The organism is Hyphomicrobium denitrificans 1NES1 (genome assembly GCF_000230975.2).
Taxonomy (GTDB): domain Bacteria; phylum Pseudomonadota; class Alphaproteobacteria; order Rhizobiales; family Hyphomicrobiaceae; genus Hyphomicrobium_B; species Hyphomicrobium_B denitrificans_A.
In genome coordinates, this window is the sequence record NC_021172.1 from 327,836 (window position 1) to 353,701 (window position 25,866).

At 57.7% G+C, this 25,866-nt stretch carries 27 protein-coding genes, 1 tRNA gene and 1 pseudogene; 10 read left to right on the plus strand and 19 right to left on the minus strand.

Annotation, left to right across the window (positions count from 1 at the left end):
• Positions 1-117: 117 nt before the first annotated feature.
• From HYPDE_RS01540 to HYPDE_RS01580, 9 genes are all read right to left on the minus strand, one after another.
• Positions 118-948: a hypothetical protein gene (locus tag HYPDE_RS01540; protein ID WP_144061145.1), complete on the minus strand. Its 831-nt coding sequence runs from the start codon at positions 946-948 to the stop codon at positions 118-120.
• Between the two features lie 926 nt (positions 949-1,874).
• Positions 1,875-2,411, minus strand: coding sequence for an NADH-quinone oxidoreductase subunit B family protein (locus HYPDE_RS01545; protein WP_015596564.1), 537 nt, complete (start codon positions 2,409-2,411; stop codon positions 1,875-1,877).
• Positions 2,412-2,421: 10 nt separating this feature from the next.
• Complete coding sequence (locus HYPDE_RS01550; protein WP_015596565.1) at positions 2,422-3,936, minus strand: nickel-dependent hydrogenase large subunit; 1,515 nt, start codon at positions 3,934-3,936, stop codon at positions 2,422-2,424.
• A 17-nt stretch (positions 3,937-3,953) separates the two neighbouring features.
• Positions 3,954-5,402 carry a hydrogenase 4 subunit F gene (locus HYPDE_RS01555; RefSeq protein ID WP_015596566.1) on the minus strand — a complete coding sequence of 483 codons (1,449 nt, stop codon included), beginning with the start codon at positions 5,400-5,402 and terminating at the stop codon, positions 3,954-3,956.
• Positions 5,399-6,064, minus strand: a complete 666-nt coding sequence (locus HYPDE_RS01560) for a hydrogenase-4 component E (protein WP_015596567.1) — start codon at positions 6,062-6,064, stop codon at positions 5,399-5,401. Before HYPDE_RS01560 ends, HYPDE_RS01555 begins: the two co-directional genes overlap by 4 nt.
• A 2-nt stretch (positions 6,065-6,066) precedes the next feature.
• Positions 6,067-7,023 carry a respiratory chain complex I subunit 1 family protein gene (locus tag HYPDE_RS01565; protein WP_015596568.1) on the minus strand — a complete coding sequence of 319 codons (957 nt, stop codon included), beginning with the start codon at positions 7,021-7,023 and terminating at the stop codon, positions 6,067-6,069.
• Entirely contained in the window at positions 7,014-9,023 is a 2,010-nt protein-coding gene (gene hyfB, locus HYPDE_RS01570) for a hydrogenase 4 subunit B (RefSeq protein WP_051111947.1), read from the minus strand. The genes HYPDE_RS01565 and hyfB overlap by 10 nt, the downstream gene beginning before the upstream one ends.
• 44 nt (positions 9,024-9,067) lie before the next feature.
• Positions 9,068-9,391, minus strand: a complete 324-nt coding sequence (locus HYPDE_RS01575; protein ID WP_015596570.1) for a helix-turn-helix domain-containing protein — start codon at positions 9,389-9,391, stop codon at positions 9,068-9,070.
• A gap of 214 nt (positions 9,392-9,605) precedes the next feature.
• On the minus strand, positions 9,606-10,349 hold the full coding sequence (locus HYPDE_RS01580; protein ID WP_015596571.1) for a c-type cytochrome: 744 nt from the start codon (positions 10,347-10,349) through the stop codon (positions 9,606-9,608).
• A gap of 140 nt (positions 10,350-10,489) precedes the next feature.
• Here HYPDE_RS01580 and HYPDE_RS01585 point away from each other — a divergent pair, with 140 nt between their 5' ends.
• The 3 genes from HYPDE_RS01585 to HYPDE_RS01595 all read left to right on the plus strand — a co-directional run bounded on the left by HYPDE_RS01585 (position 10,490) and on the right by HYPDE_RS01595 (position 13,624).
• Positions 10,490-11,218, plus strand: coding sequence for a cytochrome b/b6 domain-containing protein (locus HYPDE_RS01585; RefSeq protein ID WP_015596572.1), 729 nt, complete (start codon positions 10,490-10,492; stop codon positions 11,216-11,218).
• 118 nt (positions 11,219-11,336) lie between these two features.
• Complete coding sequence (locus HYPDE_RS01590; RefSeq protein ID WP_015596573.1) at positions 11,337-13,124, plus strand: PHA/PHB synthase family protein; 1,788 nt, start codon at positions 11,337-11,339, stop codon at positions 13,122-13,124.
• 62 nt (positions 13,125-13,186) lie between these two features.
• On the plus strand, positions 13,187-13,624 hold the full coding sequence (locus HYPDE_RS01595; protein ID WP_015596574.1) for a universal stress protein: 438 nt from the start codon (positions 13,187-13,189) through the stop codon (positions 13,622-13,624).
• A 53-nt stretch (positions 13,625-13,677) separates the two neighbouring features.
• Here the strand turns inward: HYPDE_RS01595 and HYPDE_RS19775 are convergent.
• The 4 genes and pseudogenes from HYPDE_RS19775 to HYPDE_RS01615 all read right to left on the minus strand — a co-directional run.
• Positions 13,678-14,543: pseudogene (locus tag HYPDE_RS19775) on the minus strand (heavy metal translocating P-type ATPase); the annotation flags it as partial.
• Positions 14,544-14,746: 203 nt separating this feature from the next.
• On the minus strand, positions 14,747-15,322 hold the full coding sequence (locus tag HYPDE_RS01605; protein ID WP_015596579.1) for a cytochrome b/b6 domain-containing protein: 576 nt from the start codon (positions 15,320-15,322) through the stop codon (positions 14,747-14,749).
• Positions 15,322-15,621 (minus strand): PepSY domain-containing protein, encoded by a 300-nt coding sequence (locus HYPDE_RS01610; RefSeq protein ID WP_144061146.1) that lies wholly within the window; start codon positions 15,619-15,621, stop codon positions 15,322-15,324. The genes HYPDE_RS01605 and HYPDE_RS01610 overlap by 1 nt, the downstream gene beginning before the upstream one ends.
• Positions 15,622-15,668: 47 nt before the next feature.
• Complete coding sequence (locus HYPDE_RS01615) at positions 15,669-15,941, minus strand: PepSY domain-containing protein (RefSeq protein WP_015596581.1); 273 nt, start codon at positions 15,939-15,941, stop codon at positions 15,669-15,671.
• A 160-nt stretch (positions 15,942-16,101) separates the two neighbouring features.
• Between HYPDE_RS01615 and HYPDE_RS01620 the strand changes: the two genes are divergently transcribed.
• From HYPDE_RS01620 to HYPDE_RS01635, 4 genes are all read left to right on the plus strand, one after another.
• A complete protein-coding gene (locus tag HYPDE_RS01620; protein WP_041319773.1) occupies positions 16,102-16,437 on the plus strand; it encodes a PepSY domain-containing protein in 336 nt (111 codons plus the stop codon).
• On the plus strand, positions 16,437-17,102 hold the full coding sequence (locus HYPDE_RS01625) for a response regulator transcription factor (RefSeq protein ID WP_015596583.1): 666 nt from the start codon (positions 16,437-16,439) through the stop codon (positions 17,100-17,102). Before HYPDE_RS01620 ends, HYPDE_RS01625 begins: the two co-directional genes overlap by 1 nt.
• Positions 17,099-18,433: an ATP-binding protein gene (locus tag HYPDE_RS01630; RefSeq protein ID WP_015596584.1), complete on the plus strand. Its 1,335-nt coding sequence runs from the start codon at positions 17,099-17,101 to the stop codon at positions 18,431-18,433. Before HYPDE_RS01625 ends, HYPDE_RS01630 begins: the two co-directional genes overlap by 4 nt.
• Before the next feature lie 107 nt (positions 18,434-18,540).
• Positions 18,541-19,245 (plus strand): VIT1/CCC1 transporter family protein, encoded by a 705-nt coding sequence (locus tag HYPDE_RS01635; RefSeq protein WP_015596585.1) that lies wholly within the window; start codon positions 18,541-18,543, stop codon positions 19,243-19,245.
• A gap of 417 nt (positions 19,246-19,662) precedes the next feature.
• Here the strand turns inward: HYPDE_RS01635 and groL are convergent, their stop codons facing one another.
• The 4 genes from groL to HYPDE_RS18600 form a co-directional block, all read right to left on the minus strand.
• Entirely contained in the window at positions 19,663-21,288 is a 1,626-nt protein-coding gene (groL, locus tag HYPDE_RS01645; RefSeq protein WP_015596587.1) for a chaperonin GroEL, read from the minus strand.
• Positions 21,289-21,337: 49 nt separating this feature from the next.
• Entirely contained in the window at positions 21,338-21,652 is a 315-nt protein-coding gene (gene groES / locus HYPDE_RS01650; RefSeq protein WP_015596588.1) for a co-chaperone GroES, read from the minus strand.
• Between the two features lie 291 nt (positions 21,653-21,943).
• Positions 21,944-22,306, minus strand: coding sequence for an SPW repeat protein (locus tag HYPDE_RS01655; RefSeq protein ID WP_015596589.1), 363 nt, complete (start codon positions 22,304-22,306; stop codon positions 21,944-21,946).
• 15 nt (positions 22,307-22,321) lie between these two features.
• Entirely contained in the window at positions 22,322-22,960 is a 639-nt protein-coding gene (locus HYPDE_RS18600; RefSeq protein ID WP_144061147.1) for an NADH dehydrogenase ubiquinone Fe-S protein 4, read from the minus strand.
• Positions 22,961-23,352: 392 nt separating this feature from the next.
• On the opposite strand from HYPDE_RS18600, the gene HYPDE_RS19260 reads away from it, so the two are divergent.
• The 3 genes from HYPDE_RS19260 (at position 23,353) to HYPDE_RS19265 (ending at position 25,055) form a co-directional block, all read left to right on the plus strand.
• Positions 23,353-23,520, plus strand: a complete 168-nt coding sequence (locus HYPDE_RS19260) for a hypothetical protein (protein ID WP_187290818.1) — start codon at positions 23,353-23,355, stop codon at positions 23,518-23,520.
• A gap of 145 nt (positions 23,521-23,665) precedes the next feature.
• Positions 23,666-24,637, plus strand: a complete 972-nt coding sequence (locus HYPDE_RS01660; RefSeq protein ID WP_015596591.1) for an NAD-dependent epimerase/dehydratase family protein — start codon at positions 23,666-23,668, stop codon at positions 24,635-24,637.
• 277 nt (positions 24,638-24,914) lie between these two features.
• Positions 24,915-25,055 carry a hypothetical protein gene (locus HYPDE_RS19265; RefSeq protein WP_187290855.1) on the plus strand — a complete coding sequence of 47 codons (141 nt, stop codon included), beginning with the start codon at positions 24,915-24,917 and terminating at the stop codon, positions 25,053-25,055.
• 206 nt (positions 25,056-25,261) lie between these two features.
• On the opposite strand, the gene HYPDE_RS01665 is transcribed toward HYPDE_RS19265, so the two are convergent.
• Positions 25,262-25,338 (minus strand) — tRNA-Arg (locus HYPDE_RS01665).
• Between the two features lie 135 nt (positions 25,339-25,473).
• On the minus strand, positions 25,474-25,779 hold the full coding sequence (locus tag HYPDE_RS01670; RefSeq protein ID WP_244437755.1) for a hypothetical protein: 306 nt from the start codon (positions 25,777-25,779) through the stop codon (positions 25,474-25,476).
• Between the last annotated feature and the right edge of the window lie 87 nt (positions 25,780-25,866).

A 25,866-nucleotide genomic window follows, 5' to 3' on the forward strand; every position in this document is an offset into this window, starting at 1 on the left:
TGCCAGCTTTCTTCATCGTTCGTGTCGCACAAGATAAGCGGCGATGCCGGTCCACGCACTCCGGTCCTTGCTCTCGAATTCAGATTGTTCGAGTTTAGTGCCAAAATCCAGCCGCCGTCAGGTCATGATAGGGGCTGGCGCCGGTCGGTCCTGAGTGGAGTTTCGGATTTCGACTCCCAGGTATTCTTTAATGCGGTCACACGCGCGCGCGCGATCGAAGCTGCCGTCGCTTTGCCGGACAATCCACGTTGAAAGCGGCGGGTTGAATGTGGGTTCATAAATCTTGACGCCTCGGTTGATCAGCGCGGCGACATAACTGAACGAGCTCTTCGACATAATCAGAATGTCCGACGCGACAAGCTTCTCCATTGTCCATATCGCATCGGAATCAAGATATAATTCACAGCCGATTTTGGAAAACTCGGCGAAGTCACTCGCGCAGCCTTGCGAGTGCACCTGAAAAATTGCGTTCACGCCTATTTCTTCAAGGACGCCATGCAGGTACTCTATCGTGCGCGCGATCGTATTGTTTGGTGTGAAGCGGAACGCGTTCTTCGAGACACCGACGTCGCCTCGCCGCACATGAACCGCGACCACGATATGATCGCGCTCGGGAGGACTGGGAGGCAAACTGAATTTTGTCCTCAGTGATTCAGAGATGGCTTCAAGTGAATCAGGATAATGCCTGTGCAGCCAATAACACTGCTGAAATCGCAATATGCTTTTCTCGTTTATCGCGCGTCTCTTCAGAAGATAGTCTCGATAATCGACGACAACGTAGTCGCCGTCGCCTAGGTGCTCTTCACCTTTGCCGAGATTGAGGCGGTTTTCCCAGGCATCGCGCCATTCATGCTGTTCGGTCGGCGCATGATCGAGGCGCGTGAAGGGGCTATCGACGTAGGTCGCACCGAACGCGTTGGCGAAATTGATGCCGGAAATACGGGCCATTGCCTGCATTCCCAAACCATCACTCCTTCCCGAGCATGTGATGCGCACACCCTGAGGAAGGAGTCCCTTGGATAAGCGTACGGCCGCGTCTCCCGTAAGGAAATTCTTATCGACGTCGATATTTTGACGAAGCAGAAGCTTGAATTTGAACCATAGGTACCGGGCTGCCACCTCCAACCGGTGGCGAAGGAGTATTTTTTGCATTGTGTGTACTGGGTATGAGGATTTCAGACGCCGCGCAGCACTCTCATATCGAAGTCATCGTTGCCGGCAATCCCCATATCAGTATGTTATGCTAATCGCGTCGGCTTGTCACCGCCCGCCCGCATCAACTTGCTCACAAGTCCATGTTCTGGCTGACAATCCGTCGGTCGCCAGCCAACTGGAATTCGTTTCCAACCTTTTAGCGCTTTGTTTCGGCCGTGGAACTGTACGACTGACAGATTGTAAGATTGAGAGATCGTGAAATTGTTCAGGAATGGCGTGCCGGAGACGATGAAGATGAGAACTTTGTCGTCGTTGTTAAGATTAATTGAAGTCCATGTCTGAGTTTGGTCGTCCCTACAGACGGTCAGTTTATCCCAGCAGCGGAAGTGAGCAATCAAATGTCACCGATAGGGATTAGGTCGCCTTCGACGTCTGCTTGTCGCTGGAAAGCAGCCCAAGTCGCCGCGCGGTTTTTGTGCTCATGAACCCTAGCCGACCTCATTGCGATCAGGCGAGGTCGGTATCGCTTGGCAAGCTCATGCCGAAACCAATGCTCTTTATGGATATTCACTACTGAGAGCACTTAGCGCAGCAGCAGCGTTCTGCCAGATGCATCTCGAAATATTCTTCGTCGTAATCGTAGGAAGTTCTTCGCCAGGCTCGATGTCGCGGAGAGCGAAAATATACACGTGACGCTTGCGGAGCATTGGCAGAGCGATTCAGACGTTTTGGGGAGTGTCGTTCTCCATTCCAACGAGAAGCGCAAGTAAAGCTCTCAGGATCTCGATGGGCGGTGGCGGGCAACCAGGGACCGTAACGTCTACGGGTAATACGGCCGACACGGGTCCCACACACGCATAGCTACTGGTGAAAAGGCCGCCGGTGCATGCGCAATTGCCGACTGCGACGACCCACTTGGGCTCGGGAGTTGCCCGGTAGGTCCGTTCCAGAGCTTCGCGCATATTAGAGGTGACAGGGCCTGTGACGAGCAGAACGTCGGCGTGGCGCGGAGACGCCACGAACCGTAGACCGAAGCGCTCGATGTCGTAGAATGGATTGCTGAGCGCATGGATCTCGAGCTCGCAGGCGTTGCACGATCCGGTGTCAACTTCGCGGATGGCAAGGCTGCGACCCAGACTGCGCCGGGCCGCACGTCTCAGGCCCTCGCTGACTTCCTCGAGCGCCTTCTCATCCGGACGCGGGGCTGCTTCCGTCAGTGGTCCTTGGATCAGGCTCGCGAGCAGGGTTTTGCGCATGAGCAACCGCCTACAGATCTTGCCCCGCGTAGGAGCAGTTGAACGACTTGTTGCACAAGGGGAAGTCCGCGACAATGTTGCCCTCGATCGCGGCCTCGAGTAGCGGCCACTGGAACCAGGAGGGATCGCGAAGGTGGCATCTGTCGATGTTGCCTTTGGCGTCGATGCGCAGCCAAATGAATATGTCGCCGCGGAATCCCTCGACAATGGAAATGCCTTCGCAGGGAGCTTCGACTCTGTGTGGTACTGTTTCGACCGGTCCCTCCGGCAATGTGTCGAGTAGCAGTTTGATCAGAAGGATTGATTGTTCGACTTCGCGGATTCGGATCCAGACGCGCGCGTTGACATCGCCTTCCTTTCGAATGGGGACATCAAACGTGAGCATGTCGTAGGGCGAATAGCCCAGAGATTTCCGCGCGTCGAAATTGCGCTCTGAAGCGCGGCCGACGAACCCGCCGGCGCCGAACAAGCGCGCAAGCTCGGGAGACACGATTCCTGCCGTCGCGGTTCGGTCCTGAAGCGACGTGGTGTTGTCGTAGAGCTCGACGAGCTTCGGGAAAGAGGCCTCGATCAGATTGAGCATGTTTAGCAGCTCGTGGATGCCGTCGCTGGTGATATCGCGTACGAGGCCGCCGGGAACGATGACGTCCATCATCAGGCGGTGGCCGAAAACGTTCATAGACGCCCGCAGCACGCGTTCGCGCAAGGCGCCGAGGTGAGCAAGCATCAGTGCAAAGGCAGCGTCGTTGCAGATCGCGCCGATATCGCCCACGTGGTTAGCGATGCGTTCGATCTCGGCCATTATGGCCCGCACATAGTGCACCCGAGATGGGACTTCGATTTCCGTCGCCGCCTCGACTGCGCGAGCAAAAGCTAGCGCGTATGCAACAGTGCTGTCTCCCGATGCGCGACCGGCAAGGCGGGCGGCATGTTCGATCGTGCTGCCGATCATCAGGCTCTCCACGCCTCGGTGCACGTATCCAAGACGCTCCTCCAAGCGGACGACCGTCTCGCCGCTAGCCGTGAAGCGGAAATGTCCCGGCTCGATGATGCCGGCGTGCACGGGCCCGACGGGGATCTGGTGGAGGTCGGGGCCTTCGACAGGTAGGAAATGATAGGGTCGCGCGCCATGCGTTTGGGACGGCTTGGTCGCCAGAGGATGATGCAATTTCCAACGCCCGTGATCGAGCCAAGGCCGGGTATCCGGCAAATCCTGCGCGGCAAGCCCGACGAGATCCTGGATCGTGCGCTCGAGCCGGAGTGCAGGAGTATGTGAGCGGCCGATCGATGGGAAGTCCTTATGCGAGGACTGCAGGCTGAGAATGGCAATCCGGTTTGAGCTGTCCTCAAGAATGGACATGTGCACGATTTGAGGCTCAGCCCAAAGGGAGACGAGCGTCCATCGGCCGGCGGCAAGTTCATTCGCAGCCGTGCGCCACTGCTCGGCAGTCACAGACAGACGAGGCCAGGGTCGACATGGCGCCGCGGCCCAGCAGCTTTCGAGAAGATCATCAAGCGCAGTCATTCTTCGATCTCCCCGCCTTACCTCAGCAACTGCGCGACGTTCTGGAACCAGGATACGAGTTCGGCCGGCAGAAAGATGCCCGCGATCAGGATCAGTGCAAAATGTGAAAACATAGGCACGTAGGACGCTTCGACAGGCGTCAAGCTGCCCTTCGGTGTACCGAACGCCAGAGTGTTGAGCTTCTGCAGAAGTGCTCCAAGCGCGAGGATGATGCCGATCACGAGCAGGACCGCGAGGATCGGCTCGCGAGCGAACGTTGACGTCACCAGAAGAAACTCGCTCATGAAGATGCCGAAGGGTGGCAGGCCGGCGATTGCCATGACGCCGATGACGAGCCCCCAGCCGAGGACGGGATGGGTCTCCGTCAGTCCGCCGATTTCGGTCATCTTCTGCGTGCCCTTCACCTGAGCGATGTGGCCGACGGAAAAGAAGATCGCCGATTTTGTCAGGCTGTGCATCGTCATGTGTAGTAGGCCCGCGAAGTTTGCCAGCGGTCCACCCATGCCGAAGGCAAAGGCGATGATTCCCATGTGCTCGATCGAGGAATAGGCAAACATACGTTTGATGTCGCGGCGGCGGTATAACATGAGCGCGGCGAACAGCAACGAGATCAGGCCCATTGTTACCATCAGCGGTCCCGGCGCGATCGCTTGGCCGTTTGTCGCCAGCAGCATCTTGAATCTGAGAAGTGCGTGCAGGGCGACGTTGAGGAGCAGTCCCGACAAGACTGCGGAGATCGGAGTCGGACCTTCGGCGTGTGCGTCCGGCAGCCAACCGTGCATCGGCGCGAGCCCCACTTTCGTGCCGTAGCCCAGGAGAAGGAAGACGAATGCCAGATTGAGCAGAGCCGGATCGAAGGTGGCGGCACGCGTCATCAGCTTTGTCCAGGCCATGGCTTCGATTTCCATGCCCGCGACGGGCTTGGCCGCGAGATAGAGCAGAATGGTTCCGAACAATGCGAGCGCGATGCCGACGCTGCCGAGAATGAAATACTTCCAGGCCGCTTCGAGCGCCTCATGCGTACGGTAGATTCCGACCATCAGAACGGTCGTCAGTGTCGCGAACTCGACGCCGACCCACATGAGCCCGAGATTGTTGGCGACCAGCGCCAGATTCATTTCGAACATCAGCGCCTGATACATGGCGTGGTAGAAGCGCAGATAAGCCGGCGTCAGGCGGCCGATCTCGATCTCGTGGGCGATGTAGCTTGCGCTGAATGCGCTCGTGGTGAACCCGACGAAAGTGTTGAGCACGATGAAAACGATGTTGAGGTCATCGACGTGCAAGAGCAGCCCTGCCTCCGGCCTTCGCCAGAGCAGCGATAGCGCGGCAACGAGCGTCAGAAAGCTCGCCAGGACATTGAGCTTCGAAGTCACGGCATAGCCCGGCAGCGCGACGAGCAACGCCGCAGAGACCGCGGGGATCAACAAGATGAGCGTCAGTCCGTCGAGCGGGAACGCGGTCATAGGTGTTCACCTCTAAATCGATCGAGCGCGTGCATGTCGACCGTGTCGAAGCGTTCGCGGATGCGGAACAGGAAGATGCCGATGACGAGAAATGCCACGAGGACTGAAAATGCGACACTCATTTCGACGACCAGCGGCATGCCCTTGGCGCCGGCTGCCGCGAGGATCAGTCCGTTCTCGAGCGACATGAACCCGATGACTTGACTGACCGCATTGCGGCGCGTCACCATCATCAGGAACCCGAGCAGGACGACCGAAAGCGCGAGCGCCAAGTCCTCACGCGCGAGGCGGTCGGCGCCAACGGTCACATGCAGCATTACGACCATCGAGAGCGCGACGAGGCCGATGCCAAACAGCATCGTGAGGCCGATACCGCCGACGGCCTCAATTTCGCGGTGGATATCAAGGCGGATGACAACACGGCGGAGAAGTATTGGGATGATGATCGCCTTGAGCACCAGAGCGATGGCGGCCGTGATGTAAAGATGCGGGGCATTCTGCACGAACGCCTGCCACGACACTGACAGTGACAGCACGAAGGCATGCAATGCGAACATGTTCAGAAGGCCGAACATGCGATCCTGATAGAGAAGCAGGAAGCTGATCAGCACGAGTCCGCCGGCCAGAAAATGTGCAACGTCGAAGATCAGACGTTGATCCATCGCTAGAGGCTCCTCGATACGAACAGAAGCAAGGTGGCGAGCAGTCCGAGCATCAGAGCGATCCCTAAGAACTCCGCGACGCGGAAGACGCGCATCTTGGCAATGGCGGTCTCGAAGATGCCGAGTAGAAGACCGAGGGCGGCGAGTTTCGAAAAGTATGTCGCGCCGCCGATCGCTAGGTCACCTGCTGTCGCTCCGGGTTTCGCTAGGCCCCACGGTATGAACAGGCACGCGATGAGTGATGCATAGAGCAGAAGCTTCAGATGTGCGGCGAGTTCAATGACGGCGAGGTGCCGTCCGGAATATTCGAGCACCATAGCCTCATGCACCATCGTCAACTCCAGGTGCGTCGCGGGGTTGTCGACCGGAATACGGGCATTCTCTGCAATCGCGACAATGATTAGAGCAACAAGGGCGAGCGCCAAGGAGACGCGCAGACCGACGTCGGGAGACACCATGAAGCTGGAGAAGGTCGAAAGCTGCGTAGAGCCTGCGATCAAAGCAACAGAGAACACCATCATCATCATAGCCGGCTCGGCGAGCGTCGCGAACGTTGCTTCACGGCTCGAGCCGATGCCACCGAAGCTCGTGCCGATGTCCATGCCAGCGAGCGCAAGGAAGAATCTGGCGCTGCCGAGAAGGGCCGTGATTGCAATGAGATCAGCCGACCAACTGAACATGAGTCCGGTCGCGAATGTGGGCACGAGGCTTGCGGCGACCCATGTGGCTGCGAAAATGAGATAGGGCGCCGTCCGAAACAGCCAGGAGGAATTGTCGGCCAGCACGACCTCTTTGCGCACGAGACGCAACAAGTCGCGATAGGGCTGCAGTAGAGGCGGTCCCTGACGCATCAGTAGCCGCGCTTTAACCTTGCGCACGAAACCGGTAAGCAGCGGTGCCAGGGCGAGAACGAGCATCATCTGGATGCCCTGCGTGGCAATGGCGACGATCAGGGCCATATGGCAAGCCCCAGGAGAAGCACGACTAGTGCGACAAACACGAGGCTTAAGAAGCGCCGGATCGTTAGAAACTGCATCTTGTTGAGAAAGCCGCTGGCGATCGCAACGGCGGAAGCAATTGGGGCGTAGAGCATCTCCCAGATGACGTCGTGCACGCGGGCCTCGTACACGGCCGGTCGAGTCAGGCCGGGTGCCGGCATGTCGACGTGCTCGGTCGCACGAAACACCGTCGTTCCGAAGACGCGGCGGATCGGCTGTCCGAAGCTTGCTGCAGTATATTGCGTGATCGGACTGGGATCTGGGTAACCGCAGTCCCATGCTGCGCTGCGTCTGAGCGATTTGCTTGCGAGCCGATGGATGGCAAATGCGGCGGTCATCGCGGAGAAGCTGATGAAGATGAAGACGAGCAGTCCATTATACGAGCTGCGGCTTTCGCTGATCGGCACGATCGACAGCCATGGATCAGACGTTTGAACAGGCATGTGCGCCGACGTCAGCGTCGTTGTTACCGGCGCTAACGCATCGATCAGCACTCCCGGGAGGATACCGGCGAGTAGGCAAATGATAGCAAGAAGCCCCATCGCGGTAACAGACCACTGATCCGTCTCGTTTGCCTCACGCGCTTCTTGCGATCGCGGGCGGCCGAGAAACGCCACGCCATACATTCTGACGAAGCATGCAGCCGCGAGCGCCGCGGCCAGTGCCATCATAGCTCCGACGGCTGGCACGAAGAACTTGAGGCCCCACTGCGGCAACTGTGGGCTCACCAGAACTGCTTGGAACATCAGCCATTCAGATACGAATCCGTTGAACGGCGGCAACGCGGATATTGCGGCCGACCCGGCCAGCATGAACACAGCGGTCTGTGGCATCCGATGGATAAGGCCGCCCATGCGCTCAATATTGCGGTCGTGTGTTGCACCGAGCACCGCGCCGGCCCCGAAGAACAGCAGGCTCTTGAAGAATGAGTGATTGAGGGCGTGCAGCAGCGCGGCCGTGAGGGCGAGGGCTGCTGCAGCATTGAAGCCGTTGGATGCGAAAGCCAAGGCAAGCCCCAAGCCGATGAAGATGATGCCGATGTTTTCAATAGTGCTGCAGGCAAGAATCCGCTTGATGTCCTTTTCCATCAGAGCCTGAAGAACGCCGAGCACGGCGGTGACTGCTCCGACCACCAGAACGACGATCGCCCACCACCACTGCGGAGCCCCGAGCAAATCCATGGCGATCCGGATGAAGCCATAGACTGCAACCTTGGTCATGACGCCGCTCATCAGTGCCGAGACATGACTAGGTGCAGCGGGATGGGCAAGAGGAAGCCACACATGGAGCGGCACCAAGCCGGCCTTGGAGCCGGCGCCGATCAGCACGAGGACGAGCACGAGGCCTGAGGTAAGATCGGCGTGATGCAGCTCCCGGATGGACGCGAACAAATAGTCGCCCCCGGCTCCGGCCAGAAGGCCGAAGGCGAGAAGGAGCGAAGCCGCGCCGAAGCTCGCCATGATGAGATAGATGAAGCCGGCGCGCGCGTTGTCGCCTTCCTTGTGATGCGCCATCACGAGCGCCCAGGAGGTGAGCGACATCAGCTCCCAGCTCAGGAGGAAGGTGAAGGCATCGTCGGCAAGCAGCACGAGGTTCATCCCGGCGAGAAATGCCGGATAGAACGGCAGCACACGACCGGGGCTCTCCTCATGCTGACCGTAGCCCACTGCATAAAAGCTTGCGGCGGCGGCGCCGAAATTGACGAGGGCGAGGAAGAACGCCGATAGCGTATCGATGCGAAAGTGCGAGCCGACCCAGGGTAATCCTAATGGCAGTCCGGCAATGGCCGGCGAAGGTGCGGTAAGGAGAAAATCGACAGCGTTGGCACAAGCAGCAACGCTGATAATCAAAGTTGAGACATACACGAGCGTAATCGCATGGCGCGCACGCGACATGAGTATACCAAGGATAGCAGTTCCCAAAAGGAAGCCGCAGCATACCAGTGCGAACATCGCAGCCATCAGATGACCCCGCGCTTTCCTAGAATCTCCCTAACACCACCGGCTCATGATCGTCTGCGTTCCTGCAGCCAGTCCTTTTTGTGTTTGGCCGATGCAGTCCGCTCGGCCAGAAACACCTGCTCAGGTTCCCGCAGACGCACGCCGCGCCCTCCGCCGTCACTGCGCGCATTGTCGGCGATGAGTTCGATACCGGCCCGGTTTAGCGCCTCGACGACCTTGGTCAGCGTATCGATGACGCCGCGGACGTTGCCCTGGCTCGCCTCCATACGCTGAATGGTCGGCAGTGATACGCCGGCGAGACCGGCCAACGTCTGCTGATCGATACCGAGCAACGCCCGAGCGGCCCGCAACTGCGTTGCAGTGATCATTCCAGAGGCCCTCGCGACAGCGCTATTATCGATACACAAGCACCTAGTTCTGATGTTTGCAACATCAATTAAGACGCGTGAGGAATGATCCGGTGTGGTTTTGTTCGCGCAACGAGAGACAGTTATCGTTTATCCAAGCGACAGCATTCGCCCCGGCGTGAGAGTAGAGCAGGTTCAGCGATGTGGCGGCAGATAACATGCTCGCCGCCTTCCATTAAGGCGTCTGTTGCTTCTCCAGATAGGAGACAAGATCCTCGACGATCTGATCGGCGCGTTCAGGAGGCGCGTCCTGGAGGAAATAGTGCTCCCACGCGAGTAAGCGCATGGTTCCGTGACCAGTTATACCGCCATCACGAATGATGTCTTCAACGCGTGCTCGTGGGAACATCCCGCCGTTGCGTTTTGCAATTTCGGTGAGGTCGGGAGCAGCCTTCTTTAATGCATCTGCAAACATGCCGGGGCCAGTACCCACTCCATGGCACAAAGCGCAGTAGGTCATGTAGGTTGCTTCACCCGCGCTTGCAGGCTTTGCGGAACTATCGGCACCTTGTGGTGAATCGGCCGCTTGCTTTGCACTCTCTAATGCATCGTTGGTCGCATCTCTCGCCTTGTCCAACACCTCTTCCGTAGCCCGTTTGGCATGCTCCAGAGCTTTACTAGATGCCTGCTTTGCTTTTTCGATCGATGAACCGATGTGAGGCTTGGCTTTTTCTAATGCTTCTTTCACGGCCCGGCGCGCCTTCTCGATCGCATCGATCGCAGCGTCCTTTGCTGAATCGATAGCCGACTTCGTCGACTGCGCGGCATCTTCGATTGTCCGATCGACTTTATCGCCAGATTCCTTTAGCGCGGCGTGGTCATCGGAAGTTGCACCGTACGTCGGCGCAGCCTGATCGGTGCTTGCCGCCCCCGCAAAAATAATGACGAGCACTATTCCCAAAAACAATTGGCGTTTCATGGAACAAGCCTCTTGATATCGCCAACCAATTTTATGGCGGACCAATGGCCAACCTTTCGTTGACGCACATCAATGTCTTCAAAGCCGAGGCTGCCGAACCTAAGGGCCATTTTAATTTTCATTCCGGTTAAGGCAGCGGTATGGTCGAATACAAAGAATATGTCGCCTGGGATGCTACGACGCGCTGGTTTCATTGGATTAATGCGATCGCGGTCATCGGTCTCATAGTTACTGGGCTTGTCATCTTATTCGACAATGATCTGGGCCTTTCGGCTGCAGGCAAGATAACGCTCAAGAGCGTCCACGTTTCGTTCGGCTATCTCATGGCGCTAAATTTGCTGTGGCGTTTTGTTTGGGCATTTGTCGGCGGACACTACTCACGCTGGCGTAGCTTTCTTCCTGGTGGACGCGGTTACGTTGCTTCACTGCGGGCCTACATGGCTTCACTTTTATCCGGTGAGCCGCAGCAATATGTTGGCCACAATCCGCTCGCGCGCGTAGGAGTCACGATACTCTTTCTGCTGTTGCTGCTTCAGTTGGTGACGGGATTAGTTATAGCGGGAACAGATCTCTTCTGGCCGCCCTTCGGACATTGGTTTGCAGCTTGGGTCGCGGCTCCAGGCGTCGATCCGACGGCGGTTGTTCCAGGCGTGCCCGACCTCGTCGAAAAGACGGCCTATGATAGCATGCGCGCTTTTCGCAAGCCGTTCGTGGAAGTGCACGAAATAGGGTTCTATGTGCTGGTCGTCACTATTGTTCTTCATCTCGCTGCGGTCGTGATGACCGAGATCCACGAAGGCGGCAGTATTACATCGGCGATGTTTACCGGCCGAAAGCTGCTTTCGCGTCGGCCTCCCGATGCTTCTTAATCACCGTGAGAAGCGCGCGAGATAAAGCCTCTGCGAAAACTATGTGAATGTTTGTTGAATCGTCATGTTTAAGCTTCCTATCTGCTTGAGCTGCTAAGGTCGGAAATGGCGAGTGCAATTGAGCGCGGCTGCTAGCGAGGCAAAGGTGGAGGCGGTAGTGGATCGTGAATCGCCGAATCGGGAAGATGGTGTGCAACTGTCGCTCGATCGTCCACTCCACGCTGCGATTGCGCGCTTCACTGCGGGCGTATCGCCTTCCGCGCTCTTTCAGGCATATATCGACTGGGCGCATCATCTGGCCTTTTCGCCGGATAAGCAGGTCGAGCTGACGCTCTTCGCTCTGCACAGCTGGATCCGCTTTCTGGAATATTGTCCTAAGGCTCTGCTTAATCCCGACTGCAGCGCATGCGTCGAACTAGCGCCAAATGACAAGCGTTTTGCGAGCAGCGATTGGCACCGCTGGCCTTTCAATGTCATATCCCAGGGATTTCTCTTCACGCAGCAGTGGTGGCATCAGGCGACGACAGGGATAAGGGGCGTATCACACCACCACGAAGACATTGTTTCTTTCGTTGCCAGACAGCTGCTCGATATTTCGTCGCCGGCGAATTTTCTACTCACAAATCCCGATGTGCTTGAGACCACGATACAACAGGGTGGAATGAACCTCGTGCGCGGCACTATGAACTTTTTAGAAGATCAATTGCGTATGCTCGAAGGCATGAAGCCGGTTGGAGCTGACGCGTATCAGGTTGGCCGGGATGTCGGCGTCACGCCTGGAAGGGTTGTGGCGCGAAATCAGATTATGGAGTTGATCCAGTATGCTCCGTCAACGGATGAGGTCTATTGTCAGCCTATCCTGATCGTGCCCGCATGGATCATGAGATATTATATTCTTGATCTTTCCCCGTCGAACTCGCTGGTCAAATATCTCGTCGACAAGGGTTATACCGTCTTCATTATCTCTTGGAAGAATCCGACCGGGAGCGATCGAAACCTAAGCATGGACGACTATCGCAGCCTTGGTGTGATGGCGGCTCTCGATGCCGTGACGGCGATCGTTCCTAGTCAATCGGTCCATAGCGTCGGGTATTGTCTCGGTGGAACTTTGCTCACGATCGCGGCCGCCGCCATGGCGCGGGACGGAGACAAGCGTCTCGCATCTCTTACGTTGCTCGCAGCACAGACGGATTTCTCGGAGGCTGGCGAACTTTCATTGTTCATCGATGATGCGCAGGTGAGCTTTCTTGAAGATCTGATGGCCGAGAAGGGTACCCTCGGCGCCCATCAAATGGCTGGTGCTTTCCAGATACTCAGATCCAATGATCTTATATGGTCGACGATGGTGCAGAGCTACTTGAAGGGTGAGCGCCCTCCAATGTTCGACCTCATGGCGTGGAATGCCGATGCGACGCGCATGCCCTGCCGCATGCATACGGAATATCTTCATCGGCTCTTTCTTCACAATGATTTGGCGGCAGGACGCACGGAGGTAGAGGGTCGTCCGATCTCGCTCAGCGATATACAGATTCCGATTTTTGCGGTGAGCACAATCTCCGATCACGTTGCGCCGTGGCGATCGGTTTATAAGGTGCAAGCACTGACTAACGCTGATGTGACCTTCGTCCTGTCGAATGGAGGCCACAACGCCGGAATCGTCAATCCTCCAGGAAACGGCAATCGAAAGTATCAAATCGCCACGCATGCCGGACATGAAAAGTACATCGATCCCAACTCTTGGCAACAACGTGCTGCACATGAAGACGGGTCATGGTGGCCATGCTGGGTGAGCTGGCTTTCCAAACATTCGACGGCTGGCAAGGTTCCACCTCCTACAATGGGATCATCACAGCGAGGATACGGAATCTTATGTGATGCACCGGGCACATATGTCTTTTCGACTTAAACGATGCCTTCACGCCTCGCGACGATCAGCTGAAGTAAATTCGAGGCTATTGGGATTTGCGCATGTTCAAACATTTGCTCATTGCGACCGATGGTTCTGAGCTGTCCAAGAAGGCCGTCGAACAAGGCTTGAGCCTGGCAAAAAGTCTTGGCGCCAAAGTGACAGCGGTCACCGTCACGGAACCTTTTGCTGCATCGGTTCCCATAGAAGTGGCACTAGTGTTTTCGGCGGAAGAATACGAGAAGGCCGTTAGGTCGAGTGCCGAGAACATTTTGCAGAGTGTCTCGGCGGTGATGGCAGCCAGCGGTATTCCTTGCGAGACCGTGCACGTCAAGAATCAATACCCAGCAGACGGAATACTCGATACTGCCCAAGCTAGAGGGTGTGACTTAATTGTGATGGGTTCACATGGCCGACGGGGCTTGTCGCGGCTAGTGCTCGGCAGTCAAGCCAACCGTGTCGTCACACAAAGCGCAGTACCCGTCCTGATTTGCCGGTAAGCGTTGCAACGTGCTCACAAGTGACTTAAATGCGCGACTATCATTTTCCACTGTCAGGCCGCCGCGTGCTCGTAGATATCTTCCTCCTGCGCGTTATGCATTCGGACAAGAGCTTCGATCGATTCAATAATTCGCTGCGCATCGCGAATGAAATACCGATCGACACTTTCAGCGATCATGTCATCGGTCAGCCGGGACAGAAGTCGCGGCCAGATGCAAAATTTTCCGATGCGCCCGGCTCATGGCTGCAAGAGCAGGATTGCTACCGAGCGAGCGATTGAGGCGAGGATAGACGACCATCTCATCTTCACGTTCATGCTCCACGATCCGCTTCGAGACAATTTGGTACGCCTCGAGGCTTGCTGCAATGTCCTTTGGTGCATCGTCGAGTTTGTCGGCAATTTTTCGGAGCCTGTTCAGAGCTTCGTTGAGGGCTCGTGGTCTTGTTCCAGCGCACGTATTGACGACGGCGCGAGACCACCTTGGCCTACAGAGCGGCCCGGGGAAAGTGCCGCAGCGCATTCAGAATCACTGCCACATCGATCAATTCCTGCGAAACCGCGCCGGCGACCGGCGATAGCATGCCGAAGGCGGCGGCAATCATTGCGCTGCCAGACAGCGCCAGTCCTATGACGATACTCTGCAACGCTATGCGATATGCTCTTCGGGCAATGCTTACCGCACCCGCAACTCTATCGAAACGGTCAACCAAGATGACGACGTCGGCCGCTTCTGATGAGGCACTGGCGCCTCTTGCGCCCATCGCCACGCCGACGTCGGTGGCCGCAAGGGCGGGGGCATCATTTATGCCGTCGCTGACCATGATGGTGGGATGCAAGCGGCGCTCCACCGCCACGGCTCGACCTTATCGGAAGGCAACCCGGTCGGCGAGCACGGCGTCAATATCCAATGCCGCTCCGCAGCAGCCGCGACTGCCGTCAGAAGTGCGAAAGCACGCATTGGCTTCTCCTTCTTGCCAAAAGCCGCAAAGCCTAGCGTACCTGCCGTCGACAAGCTTGATTTCGCTCAATGCCGATTATCGCCAGGATGACTGAGAGTTCAGAAATCGCCTTCGCAGCAGCTGCTCCCCTAGGGCAGCTGCTGCACATGAAGTATTGACGATCACACTCGTTTCCTTCCTGTGATCATGGCTTTGACCAGATTTTCGCCGTGCTCAATGCTGGTGAAGATAACGCCGAGTACGTGCAAAAGGACAAGGCCGAGCGCAAAGTATGCGAGCCCCTCATGCACCTCCTCCATCGCCTTTGAGCCCCAATAGGCATTGGTGGTCATGAGGTGACCAGTGATCGCCAATCCGAGAAGTGTGGCCAGCAACGCGATGATCATCACCGCGCCGGCCGGATTGTGGCCGATATGGCGTGGCGCTTTGAGGCGCATGCTCTGCATGGCGAACGCACTGACTTTGCGCGGTCCGACCACAAAGTTGGAGAATCGCGCATACTTCGAGCCGATGAGTCCCCAGACGATCCGCGTCATGACCAGTCCGGCGATGACGTAGCCAGAGGTCTGATGAACCGTATCGTTGCCTTCGCCCGATAGAAACGCCACGACAAAGGCGGCAACGAGACTCCAGTGGAAGACGCGCACGAACAGGTCCCAGACCTTGATCGTCGCATGAGCCGAAGCCGACGGCATCACGCCGCCGGCTTTAAGCTCTATTATCTTGTCGCTAGACATCAGGCGCCGCTCTTAGTCTCCGGCGCCTTCCAGTTCGCTCCAACCGGATTACCCGTAGCCGGATCGAGGAAAAACTCGATGCGCTTACCATCGGTGTCCAAGGCGTAGACCTCGGCGCACGTGCCTTTCATCTTGGCCTTGGCGACTTTGTAACCATGGTCCTTGACGATCTTTTGGATGGCCTCGAGCGACATCCACTTCTCGTTCGGCTCTGTGGTGCAGGGCTTGCCGTAGCTACCGGCCGAGGCCGTCGTCGCGAGGCCCAGGACCGCTGTGGTTGCTATAAGAAATCGTTTCATTTGATGATCCTTTTTCATGTGTGTTGGATTCAGGGGGAGCTGACAGGTCAGCCGTCGCGCTTGACCTCGTTGGTAGTCGTCGGATCAAGGCGAACTTCACGGGCTTTGCCGTCCTTGTCGGTCACCTTGGCCTCGGCGCACGCGTCGTCGAACTCGACTTCTTTGACCGCGAAGCCCCTTTCCTTAAGCTTACTTTCGATCTGGCCGATCGTTAGCCACTGCTCTTTGGGGGCTTTGGTGCAGACCTCGTCTTCTTCGGCGTAGGCTGCGCTGCTTGCCGCGACAGCGGCAAAGGCTGCTATGATGGCATATCGGATCATAGGTTCTCCTCTTTGGTTGCCGCCCAGTCTTCTTTTCGGGCGGATGAGGAGATCTTTGCCAATGATGCGTGACCGGTGCCTGATACCTGATGTCAGCGTTTCGTCAGCTTCGATTCTTCAGGGTTTGTGCTTGCGACTTTGCGCGAGATCAAGTTTGGCCATGACACAAGCCGTCAAGAAAATAGGTACGCTGTTGCTCGTTGCGGCGGTGGCTTTCCCCATCACCGCCACCGCCGGCGAAGACGAGGAGCAGGAGATCGAATCTGAGCGTCGCGAAGCTGTCCGTTCTGCCGTCGAGCAGGGCCATATCAAGCCGTTATCCGAGCTTCTGAAAGAGATCCAGAAGCACCTGCCCGGCAAGGTCCTTGGTGTCGAGGCGGAGAAAAAGGAAAAACGGTGGATCTATGAATTTCGCGTCATCGATGCGTCCGGACGGCTTTACGAAGTCTCAGTCGACGCGGCGACGGCCGAGATTCTGAAAATCGAGCAGGAATGATGCGCGTTCTTGTTGTGGAAGATGACGCGAGAATTTCTGGTGACGTCGCCAAAGCGCTGACCGCCGCCGGATATCTCGTCGAAACTTCGTCCGATGGCGAAGATGCCTGGTTTCGCGGCGATACTGAAGACTATGACGCGGTTGTGCTTGACCTCGGACTGCCACATATGGATGGCTTGGCGGTTCTCAAGAAATGGAGAGAGGCCAAGCGCGCGATGCCGGTCATCGCGTTGACAGCGCGAGGCAGCTGGATGGAGCGGGTCGAAGGCATCGATGCTGGCGCAGACGACTACCTACCCAAGCCGTTTCGTATGGAGGAACTTATCTCCCGCGTGCGCGCGCTTGTCCGCCGTTCCGGCGGCCATTCTTCGGCTTTGCTTGAGGCCGGCGATCTGATGCTTGATGAGAGGCAGATGCGTGTCAGCGTCTCAGGCGTGCCCGTTGATCTTGCGCCCCTCGAGTACCGCGCCGTCGCGTACCTGATGCATAATCAAGGTCGCATCGTTTCCCAGGGCGAATTGAGCGAGCACATACACGGTACCGCAGATGCCTATGATTCGAACGTCGTTGAAGCACTGATTGCGCGGGTACGCCGGAAGATTGGTGGCGATCGCATCAAAACGCGCCGCGGCTTCGGTTACATTGTGGATGCGGGCCCGACATGACGCGACATTCTCTGCGCTTGCGTCTACTTATCGGGGGGGCTGCCGTAATCGGGCTTACACTGATCATTGCTGGATTCGCTCTAACATATCTCTTTGAGCGCCATGTAGAGCGCTCGCTTGCCAATCAGCTCAATGCCGACTTGAAGCAAGTGCTTTCTGTCGTTGAACTCGATCCGGCAGGCCGGCCGCGTCTACGCAGGGAACCGTCCGATCCCCGCTTCGCCGATCCGCTGTCGGGTCTTTACTGGCAACTTTCAACTGATGCCGGTGCGCTGACCCGATCCCGCTCGCTATGGGATGCTACGCTGCCGCTGCCACGCGACGCGCTTTCTCAAGGGGACGTGCATGAGCATCGCATAGCCGGCCCGGCGGGTCAGGAGCTGCTCGCGGTCGAGCGCACCGTCCGATTCAATCGGGCGAATGAGGTGATCCCTGTTCGCGTCGTGATCGCAGCTAACGTCTCCAACATCATCGCATCCCGGCAAGCATTTTCCCGAGACTTGGTACCGGCATTGATCCTCCTGGGGCTAACCCTTGCGACGGCGACCTGGGTGCAAATCAATCTTGGCTTGCGTCCGCTGGTGCGTGTTCGATCGGGCATTTCCGACGTGCGGAGTGGGCAAGCAAGCGCCCTTGATCGCGATGCGCCGAGTGAAGTGCAGCCGCTTGTTGACGAGATTAATGAGCTGCTGGCCGCACAAGAGCGTGATCTTGCACGGGCGCGCGGGCGGGCGGCGGATCTCGCGCATGGCCTCAAAACGCCGCTCTCCGCTCTGGCGGCAGACATCCGCACTTTGAAGGAACGCGGCGAGGAGACGATTGCGGGCCAGATCGAGGAAGTCGCCGAAACCATCCGACGGCATGTTGAGCGGGAACTTGCACGGACACGCATCCGCGGCGCGCGTTTGGGTGGTCTAGTAACGCAGACGGAATTGCTGCCGCTGGTCGAAAAGCTGACAGGAATTCTAAAGCGGACGGAGTCAGGCAAGCGACTTTGTTTCAAGGCAACCGTGGCACCCGGCACAACTATGCCGATGGAAAAGACCGACCTAGCGGAAGTGCTCGGCAATCTTCTCGAAAACGCGGCGAGGTACGCCCGGACGCAAATCCGCATCGAGATGGTGGGTGACGGTCGCGTGGCCATCGACGACGACGGCCCGGGCATTCCCGAGGCGATGAAGGCGGCAGTTCTCGTTCGAGGACAACGGCTCGATCAAAGCTCCGGCGGCACGGGATTGGGCCTCGCCATCGTGCAGGAAGTCCTCGAAGCTTACGGCCGCCAACTAAAGCTGGAGAGTTCATCACTAGGCGGATTGCGTGTTGTGTTTTGATACCCGTCGCCATCGTCATTTGCTTGGCGTTGATCCACTGGCCTCTAAAGTCAGCATTAGAAAGCCACCTCGTCTTTGAGCTTAACGAAATAAGGATCAGATCAGTCATGACCATACCCTCAGCCCATGAAAACGAACCCCATTTCATAACGCGCAGCGGGTGGCTTCGCGCGGCTGTGCTTGGGGCGAACGATGGCATCGTTTCGATTTCGTCGCTGTTGGTCGGCGTCGCGGCGGCAAATCCATCGGCTCAGACTGTTGCAATTGCGGGAGTGGCTGGTGTTACCGCAGGCGCAATGTCAATGGCAGCCGGCGAGTATGTTTCTGTTTCCTCGCAGTCCGACATTGAGCGCGCAGATATCGCGCGAGAAAAGCAGGTGATTGAAAGCGATCCTGATGTCGAACACGCGGAACTGGTCGCAATCTATCAGCATCGAGGCCTATCTTACGACACGGCGAAACTGGTTGCCAAGGAGCTAACTCAGCATGACGCATTGGCTGCCCACGTGCGCGATGAGCTTGGCCTCTCTGAGATCCATGCTGCCAATCCGCTTCAGGCGGCTGTAGCTTCTGGCGCCACTTTCACGGTAGCGGGCGGCATACCGTTACTCGCCGCATTGCTCGCGCCAGAGATCTATATCATCCCGGTCGTTCTTTCAGTGACGGTTTTCGCGCTGGCTCTTCTGGGCTATCTCGGAGCAAGGATCGGCGGCGCAACAATTGGTCCCTCGCTTATTCGCATCGTTGGATGGGGCATCTTTGCTATGGCCGTTACGGCGGGAATTGGGAAGCTCTTCGGCGTAAGCGTCTAAATGGCAGTCGTTCGAATTTTACGATGTTTGCCATCTCGACCATATCGATCTTGACGAAAACGCCGATCCTTTTCTCGCGACGGTCCGAGCATATCAATGTACGCGTGCGCCACGCGCAACGGCCCTTCGCGTCAGGTGAAGCTTGGCGCCCGATTTCGCCCCATGGACTATCACACCGCGTACCGGCCGATGACCAATTCAGACTCGTGATCACCAAGTCGTCGTCGTCCCAGATGTGATACTTGCCGTGCAGAACGCCCTCATCGACTTCCGTCAGCGCTACACCGCTTTTCTGTGCGAGGAACGCGAGGTCGCTGGAGTCTTCGTCCGAGACTGGCTCCCTTCACCCAGAGTTGACTTGTGAAGGCGGCATGGGATGAGAGAACGAGACCCGCACGATGGCGGGTCTCGGGAACATCAGAAATCCATGCCGCTGGCCGGCAGAGACGGAATCGCATCCTTCTTCGGTTTTTCCGCGACAAGCGCCTCGGTCGTGATCAGGAGCGACGCCACAGAAGCGGCATCCTGCAAAGCCGTGCGGACCACTTTTGCCGGGTCAATGACGCCGGCACCGACCAGATCCTGGTACTCTCCGCTGGCGGCATTAAAGCCCCAGTTATAGCTGCCGTTCTCGAGGAGCTTACCGACAACCAGCGACCCATCCTCGCCGGCATTCTGAACGATCTGGCGGGCGGGCACTTGGATCGCGCGACGCACGATGTCGACGCCGGCCTTCTGATCGTCGTTGTCGGGTTTAACGGCCTCAAGCGCCTTTAGGGCGCGCAAGAGCGCGACGCCGCCACCCGGAACAATACCTTCCTCAACCGCGGCCCGGGTCGCGTGCATCGCATCGTCGACACGGTCTTTGCGCTCCTTGACTTCGACCTCGGTCGCGCCGCCGACGCGGATTACCGCAACCCCACCCACGAGTTTGGCAAGCCGTTCTTGCAGCTTCTCGCGGTCGTAGTCCGAAGTTGTCTCCTCGATCTGGGCCTTAATCTGCGCGACGCGGGCTTCGATGTCGCGCTTGCTGCCGGCCCCATCGACGATGGTGGTGGTCTCCTTCTCGACAACGACTTTCTTGGCACGTCCAAGCATGTTGAGTGTGACGTTCTCAAGCTTGATGCCAAGGTCTTCCGAGATCGTGGTTCCACCTGTGAGGATCGCGATATCTTCCAGCATGGCCTTGCGGCGGTCTCCAAAGCCCGGAGCCTTGACTGCCGCGATTTTGAGGCCACCGCGCAGCTTGTTGACCACGAGGGTCGCGAGCGCTTCACCCTCAACGTCCTCGGCGACAACCACAAGCGGCTTACCGGATTGAACGACGGCTTCAAGGAGAGGCAACATGGACTGTAGGCCGGCAAGCTTCTTTTCGTGGATAAGGACATAGGCGTCCTCCAGCTCAGCTCGCATCTTGTCGGCATTCGTCACGAAATAAGGAGAAATGTATCCACGATCGAATTGCATACCTTCAACGACTTCAAGCTCTGTCTCGAGTGACCTCGCTTCTTCGACCGTGATCACGCCTTCCTTGCCAACCTTCTCCATCGCTTCGGCTAGGAAACGTCCGATTTCGGTATCGCCGTTTGCCGAAATGGTAGCGACCTGAGCGATCTCGGCATTGGACGTGATCTTCTTCGCATTTTTGTTGAGATCCTTCACAACAGCTTCAACAGCGACATCGATGCCGCGCTTGAGGTCCATCGGGTTCATGCCGGCGGCGACCGACTTCGCGCCCTCCTTGACTATCGCCTGGGTAAGCACGGTGGCGGTGGTCGTTCCGTCCCCTGCGAGGTCGCTGGTTTTGGACGCGACTTCGCGAACCATCTGAGCGCCCATATTCTCGAACTTGTCCTCAAGTTCGATCTCCTTCGCGACCGTGACACCATCCTTGGTAATGCGAGGCGCTCCGAACGACTTCTCCATGACCACATTTCGGCCCTTGGGCCCGAGCGTGACCTTCACTGCATTTGCAAGCGTATCGACGCCGCGCAGCATCTTCTCGCGTGCGTCCGACGAGAACCTCACTTCTTTGGCAGCCATGGCTGTAATCTCCTTTCTTTAGCGGCGCAGGTGCCAGCGAATGAACTTATCATGCCGCCCTCTGGAGCGAGCCTGAAATCTCAACGATGCCGAGGATGTCGCTCTCCTTCATGATGAGCAGTTCCTCGCCATCGATCTTAACTTCGGTGCCCGACCATTTTCCGAACAGGACGCGATCTCCTGCTTTCACATCGAGTGGCAGAAGCTCGCCCTTTTCATCGCGGGCGCCCGGACCTGCGGCGACGATCTCACCTTCCTGCGGTTTCTCCTTGGCCGTGTCCGGAATGATGATGCCACCGGCAGTTTTTTCCTCGGCATCTATTCGGCGCACGACGACACGATCATGTAGCGGACGGAAATGCATGCGATTCCTCCTTGCTCTTGCCAGCAATGTCGTAAGGATCAAGCCGGCGGCGCCGGCTGCGCGAAAGTCGAGCTAGGAGCAAGAAAAATCGAGTTCAAGAGGTCGACACAAAAAAATTAGATCGCCAGACGAGCAGGAAAATATCGCGTCAGGTTTTCGCCGAATACGAACGCGCAATGATACGGCAAATCAATAGCCAATACCGTCCCGTTGCCGCGCGGGTAGCGCGGGATCATCATTTCGAAAATGCCGAGCGGGTCCAAATTTTTCCAGACCCGCCCCGAAGTTTATTCACGCGGCGGATAGCGGACGATTATGGTTGAACCAGACGTTGCTGGCGGCGAGGACAGCAATTACGACGCCGCCGGTCACGTGCGCCCACATCGCACCCGTTACGGTCGAGAAGCCCAACGCCCACGGAGCCACGATCGACCAAAGGCCAAGGATAAGATTCACCCATTCCTCGTATTCACTGAAGGCCACCAAAGCACCGAGGGCAATCAGGGCAACCACCGCACCAACGACCCAAGCGTTCCATGTGGCATAGCTCTCACCTGTATAGCCGAGATACCAAGGTGACAGCAGAAGACCGAGACCCGCAATGACGTTAATAATGTCCAATGCTGGTCCATTGTAAGATTGCGATTTGGCCATCGTCCATTCTCCTTCTCATGGTTGGTTTGCCGTCACATCTTCGCGCGGGGAGGCCGGACCGCACTGGCGCTCCGAAGTGCCGTTGCGGAATTCCTCGCCCGACACGGAATGCGTGAAAGTTAAAGAGTTGATGCGTTTCAGAGCTACTCGCCGCCGTCCGTTGCTTGCTCGCTTGAGACGGCGTGGACGGGGATTGAAAGCTTGGGAACGAGAAGCTGCATTTTCGATTTGCGGCAGCGCCGGCAGAACTGGTGTCGCTCCGCCGAGAGCACCCTGCCCGAACCTTCGCCGCTGGGAAGCCCGCGCCACGTGCGCTCCGCTGCTTAGTGCAAAAATCGCGTAAGGAAGTCCCTGTCGCTCGGCGGAGCGAACGGCGGATTCCATAGTCGGAAAGTCCAGTTCAACTTGAGTTAATGTATCGTCGCCGCCTATCCAGCCCATTAAAGGCTCAACGAAGGGCGGCATACGACGCTCAAACCTCAAACGCCACTTCTCAGCGCGCGGCTTACCGCAGGTCAGAACCGATTTTGATACCTTGTTGATCCGGGCGAGTGCGCCTCCCGGAAACAGGGAACTCCCCATCTCAACCGGTACAGACGAATTGGGGGACCATGCTCCGGACCTTTGGTGGGCTGCGTTTTTCCTTTCCAGCATCGTTCTTCCTCCCCGAGAGGCGAGGATGCGATCGACAGACAAGCACGACGTCTTGTCAGTCCGCGTTGTCAGTCCGCGCCATGGGCCTATCTTGCCGGCCGCTGACGACTGCTTTTCGATTTAGTTCGGCAGGAAAACGGTTCAAGGGCGCCGCGTTCCCCGCCAAACAACGTGTTCGGGCTGCGACAATGCATGGAGTTTACCGCATTCCGGAGACCATCGTGCCTGCGCCGGTTTGAACGCCTTGGACACATCTCTGGCGCCCGGGTCCACGCTTGGAACCCCAGTCCTCTGAGTCCGGTTTTCTGAACAACCAGCGGATCTATGTTGGATTCCATGAGTAGCGTCACGTCTAGCAGACCCCTTCGGCAAAGCGAGGCTCCATCGAAGAGATGCAAGCGCGGATCGCCGATCTCGAAGAAAAACTTGCCCAGGCCGACCGCATCATCGTCAGCGCCCTCGCCACGTCCGTCAGCCTTGGCGACATGAGCAAGAAATTACAGTCCGCACATGCTGCCTTGAAGGACGCACTAACCAGCCGCGGCAAGCGCGTCGCTTAGGTTCATAGCCAGCGCGACACGCCCGCTTGCATTTTTGCGGGGGGCCAACCTGGAACCTCCCGATCCTACCCGGTTGCCCCTGACGGTGAGAAACCAGATCGAAGCGGGAACGTTCATTTGTCAGTTCTCCAACCGACGATGAAAAATGCAAAAGCAGACCATGCGCGTTCTCGTTGCCGGCGCTACAGGCGCGGTAGGCAGGCCGCTGGTGTCGGCGCTTGTCGCAGCAGGCTACACCGTGGCGGGAGTTACGCATACCGCCGCCAAGAAGGATATCATTCGGCGCCTTGGCGCAGAGCCGGTTTTGGCCAACGGCCTAGAGGCGGCGCAGGTCCAAGCCGCGGTGGACGCCATCAGGCCGGACGTCATCGTGCACGAGATGACCGATCTCAGCGGCGTCACCGATCTCCGGCACTTCGACCGCAGTTTCGCGAAAAGCAACCTGTTGCGGACGCATGGAACCGATGTCCTGCTCGCTGCGGCGCGCAGGGCTGGCGTCAAGCGTCTCGTCGCCCAGAGCTTCTGCGGATGGCCTTATGCGCGCACTGGCGCCCCCATCAAAACCGAAAAGGACAAATTGGATATCGATCCGCCGGCGGAACTGCGTCCGTCGTTCGACGCCATCTATCATTTGGAGCAGAGCACGATCACGTCTTCGTCGCCTGAGGGGATTGTTCTGCGCTACGGCACGTTCTACGGACCGGCCACCGGCGTGTTCGAACCCGCCATGGTGGAGCAAATTCGTCGGCGCCGCGTGCCGCTGATCGGCGATGGAGCCGGGTGGTGGTCGTTTGTGCATGTGGATGATGCGGCCGCCGCCACGGTTCGGGCGATCGAGCGCGGCGAGGCAGGAAATATCTACAACATCGTGGACGACGAGCCCGCTCAGGTTAGAGAGTGGCTTCCCGAACTCGCGCGCCTGCTCGGCGCCAAGCGGCCGCTGCGCCTTCCGGCCTGGATCGCACGCTTCCTCGCCGGAGATCATGTGGTGGCAATGATGACCGAGGTTCGGGCGGGCTCGAATGCCAAAGCGAGAACAGAACTCCTTTGGGAGCCCGCCCACCCATCTTGGCGCAAAGGATTCGCCGATATCGCCGCACGTCTGCCCACACAATGATCAGATCGCTCCGCGTCTCTCGGCTAACGTTGCTGCGATTGCCAGAGCGCGACGATCTCAAACCAGAGTGAACGCGGTGACAAACATCAGCATCGCGATCATTGCGCTTAACGCGGCCGCTTTTTCCATGACGTTAAGGTTCATGACTGGCCTCCTTTTTTGCTCTCGATGGCCTTGACGTCGACTTTTCGGACTTTTCTGCTTAGCCCTTCGAGCTTCGGAATGCGGATAGTGAGAACTCCTTTTCAAAGCGGCGCCATCCTCCTTCGGGAAGTCGGTGATCGCTTACAGTGGGGCGACAGCGCGCTTGGCTGATCTGGAAGCTCGGACGACGATCGATGCCGCCGCACAGTTGGAAGGGAAGGCTTTGTTTCCGGAAATCGACGAACTTCATGATCCGCTCGGCTACTATTGGTGAGACAGTAATTCCTTGCGTGGGGGTCCTCTGGCTCCAAGCGGGCGGGAAGCTCATCGATTTCGTCAGAGTCGTCGCAGGGATTGCGCGACGCGATCTCCAAATTCTGCCGTGGTTATGGGTGGAGGCACGCGGCCAATTCCGGTAGGTTCTCTTTTTTTCAGATGCCCGTAGCCAAAAATGGCATATTTTCATATGCTTGCGCGATGTGGCGCACCCGACAGGATTCGAACCTGTGACCTTCGCCTTCGGAGGGCGACACTCTATCCAGCTGAGCTACGGGTGCCCGAGAAGCGAGACTGATAACTCATTCAACGCCAGCCCGCAAATCTTCCGGCCGAGGAGGTTTCAGAGACAATAAATAAAAAGGTGAGGCTCGTCGCCTCACCCGGGAAGCGCGATGGCCTTTCGGGCCAATCGCCTAGTAGCGGCACGGCCTTGCAACGATGACGCATTTCGCAAGCAGGATCGCCCCTTTCTTGCAGTCCCACTGCGTATCCTGAGCGTTCGAGAAGCTTGCGTACCGGGGCCCATAGAGGCGGGCGACCGTCGCTTTCCAATTCTGGCGGGCTTCGACGCGCGCCTTTGCCGAGCCGGCGCCCAAAATACCGGTGGCCGTCGCGTAGCCTTCCACTGGCGCCCGGCAGCGCGGCAATGCACTGGCTTCGACAGAGCCCAGTCCGGCTGCAGCCGTGGCCAGAAATACAACCGCAAGTTTCCTGGTCATGTGCATTATGATCCACTCCCCTGTGGCAGGATTGAAATGTCAACCCATCCAGCCGACAGCACATATGCTGCAAAGCTCGGCGTAAGA

Excerpts from the sequence above, each read along its gene's own strand:
- HYPDE_RS01540 (WP_144061145.1), bottom strand. The coding sequence starts at position 948 with ATGGCCCGTATTTCCGGCATCAATTTCGCCAACGCGTTCGGTGCGACC.
- HYPDE_RS01545 (WP_015596564.1), bottom strand. The coding sequence starts at position 2,411 with ATGCGCAAAACCCTGCTCGCGAGCCTGATCCAAGGACCACTGACGGAA.
- HYPDE_RS01550 (WP_015596565.1), bottom strand. The coding sequence starts at position 3,936 with ATGACTGCGCTTGATGATCTTCTCGAAAGCTGCTGGGCCGCGGCGCCA.
- HYPDE_RS01555 (WP_015596566.1), bottom strand. The coding sequence starts at position 5,402 with ATGACCGCGTTCCCGCTCGACGGACTGACGCTCATCTTGTTGATCCCC.
- HYPDE_RS01560 (WP_015596567.1), bottom strand. The coding sequence starts at position 6,064 with ATGGATCAACGTCTGATCTTCGACGTTGCACATTTTCTGGCCGGCGGA.
- HYPDE_RS01565 (WP_015596568.1), bottom strand. The coding sequence starts at position 7,023 with ATGGCCCTGATCGTCGCCATTGCCACGCAGGGCATCCAGATGATGCTC.
- hyfB (WP_051111947.1), bottom strand. The coding sequence starts at position 9,023 with ATGGCTGCGATGTTCGCACTGGTATGCTGCGGCTTCCTTTTGGGAACT.
- HYPDE_RS01575 (WP_015596570.1), bottom strand. The coding sequence starts at position 9,391 with ATGATCACTGCAACGCAGTTGCGGGCCGCTCGGGCGTTGCTCGGTATC.
- HYPDE_RS01580 (WP_015596571.1), bottom strand. The coding sequence starts at position 10,349 with ATGAAACGCCAATTGTTTTTGGGAATAGTGCTCGTCATTATTTTTGCG.
- HYPDE_RS01585 (WP_015596572.1), top strand. The coding sequence starts at position 10,490 with ATGGTCGAATACAAAGAATATGTCGCCTGGGATGCTACGACGCGCTGG.
- HYPDE_RS01595 (WP_015596574.1), top strand. The coding sequence starts at position 13,187 with ATGTTCAAACATTTGCTCATTGCGACCGATGGTTCTGAGCTGTCCAAG.
- HYPDE_RS01605 (WP_015596579.1), bottom strand. The coding sequence starts at position 15,322 with ATGTCTAGCGACAAGATAATAGAGCTTAAAGCCGGCGGCGTGATGCCG.
- HYPDE_RS01610 (WP_144061146.1), bottom strand. The coding sequence starts at position 15,621 with ATGAAACGATTTCTTATAGCAACCACAGCGGTCCTGGGCCTCGCGACG.
- HYPDE_RS01615 (WP_015596581.1), bottom strand. The coding sequence starts at position 15,941 with ATGATCCGATATGCCATCATAGCAGCCTTTGCCGCTGTCGCGGCAAGC.
- HYPDE_RS01620 (WP_041319773.1), top strand. The coding sequence starts at position 16,102 with ATGACACAAGCCGTCAAGAAAATAGGTACGCTGTTGCTCGTTGCGGCG.
- HYPDE_RS01625 (WP_015596583.1), top strand. The coding sequence starts at position 16,437 with ATGCGCGTTCTTGTTGTGGAAGATGACGCGAGAATTTCTGGTGACGTC.
- HYPDE_RS01630 (WP_015596584.1), top strand. The coding sequence starts at position 17,099 with ATGACGCGACATTCTCTGCGCTTGCGTCTACTTATCGGGGGGGCTGCC.
- HYPDE_RS01635 (WP_015596585.1), top strand. The coding sequence starts at position 18,541 with ATGACCATACCCTCAGCCCATGAAAACGAACCCCATTTCATAACGCGC.
- groL (WP_015596587.1), bottom strand. The coding sequence starts at position 21,288 with ATGGCTGCCAAAGAAGTGAGGTTCTCGTCGGACGCACGCGAGAAGATG.
- groES (WP_015596588.1), bottom strand. The coding sequence starts at position 21,652 with ATGCATTTCCGTCCGCTACATGATCGTGTCGTCGTGCGCCGAATAGAT.
- HYPDE_RS01655 (WP_015596589.1), bottom strand. The coding sequence starts at position 22,306 with ATGGCCAAATCGCAATCTTACAATGGACCAGCATTGGACATTATTAAC.
- HYPDE_RS18600 (WP_144061147.1), bottom strand. The coding sequence starts at position 22,960 with ATGCTGGAAAGGAAAAACGCAGCCCACCAAAGGTCCGGAGCATGGTCC.
- HYPDE_RS19260 (WP_187290818.1), top strand. The coding sequence starts at position 23,353 with ATGCAAGCGCGGATCGCCGATCTCGAAGAAAAACTTGCCCAGGCCGAC.
- HYPDE_RS01660 (WP_015596591.1), top strand. The coding sequence starts at position 23,666 with ATGCAAAAGCAGACCATGCGCGTTCTCGTTGCCGGCGCTACAGGCGCG.
- HYPDE_RS01670 (WP_244437755.1), bottom strand. The coding sequence starts at position 25,779 with ATGACCAGGAAACTTGCGGTTGTATTTCTGGCCACGGCTGCAGCCGGA.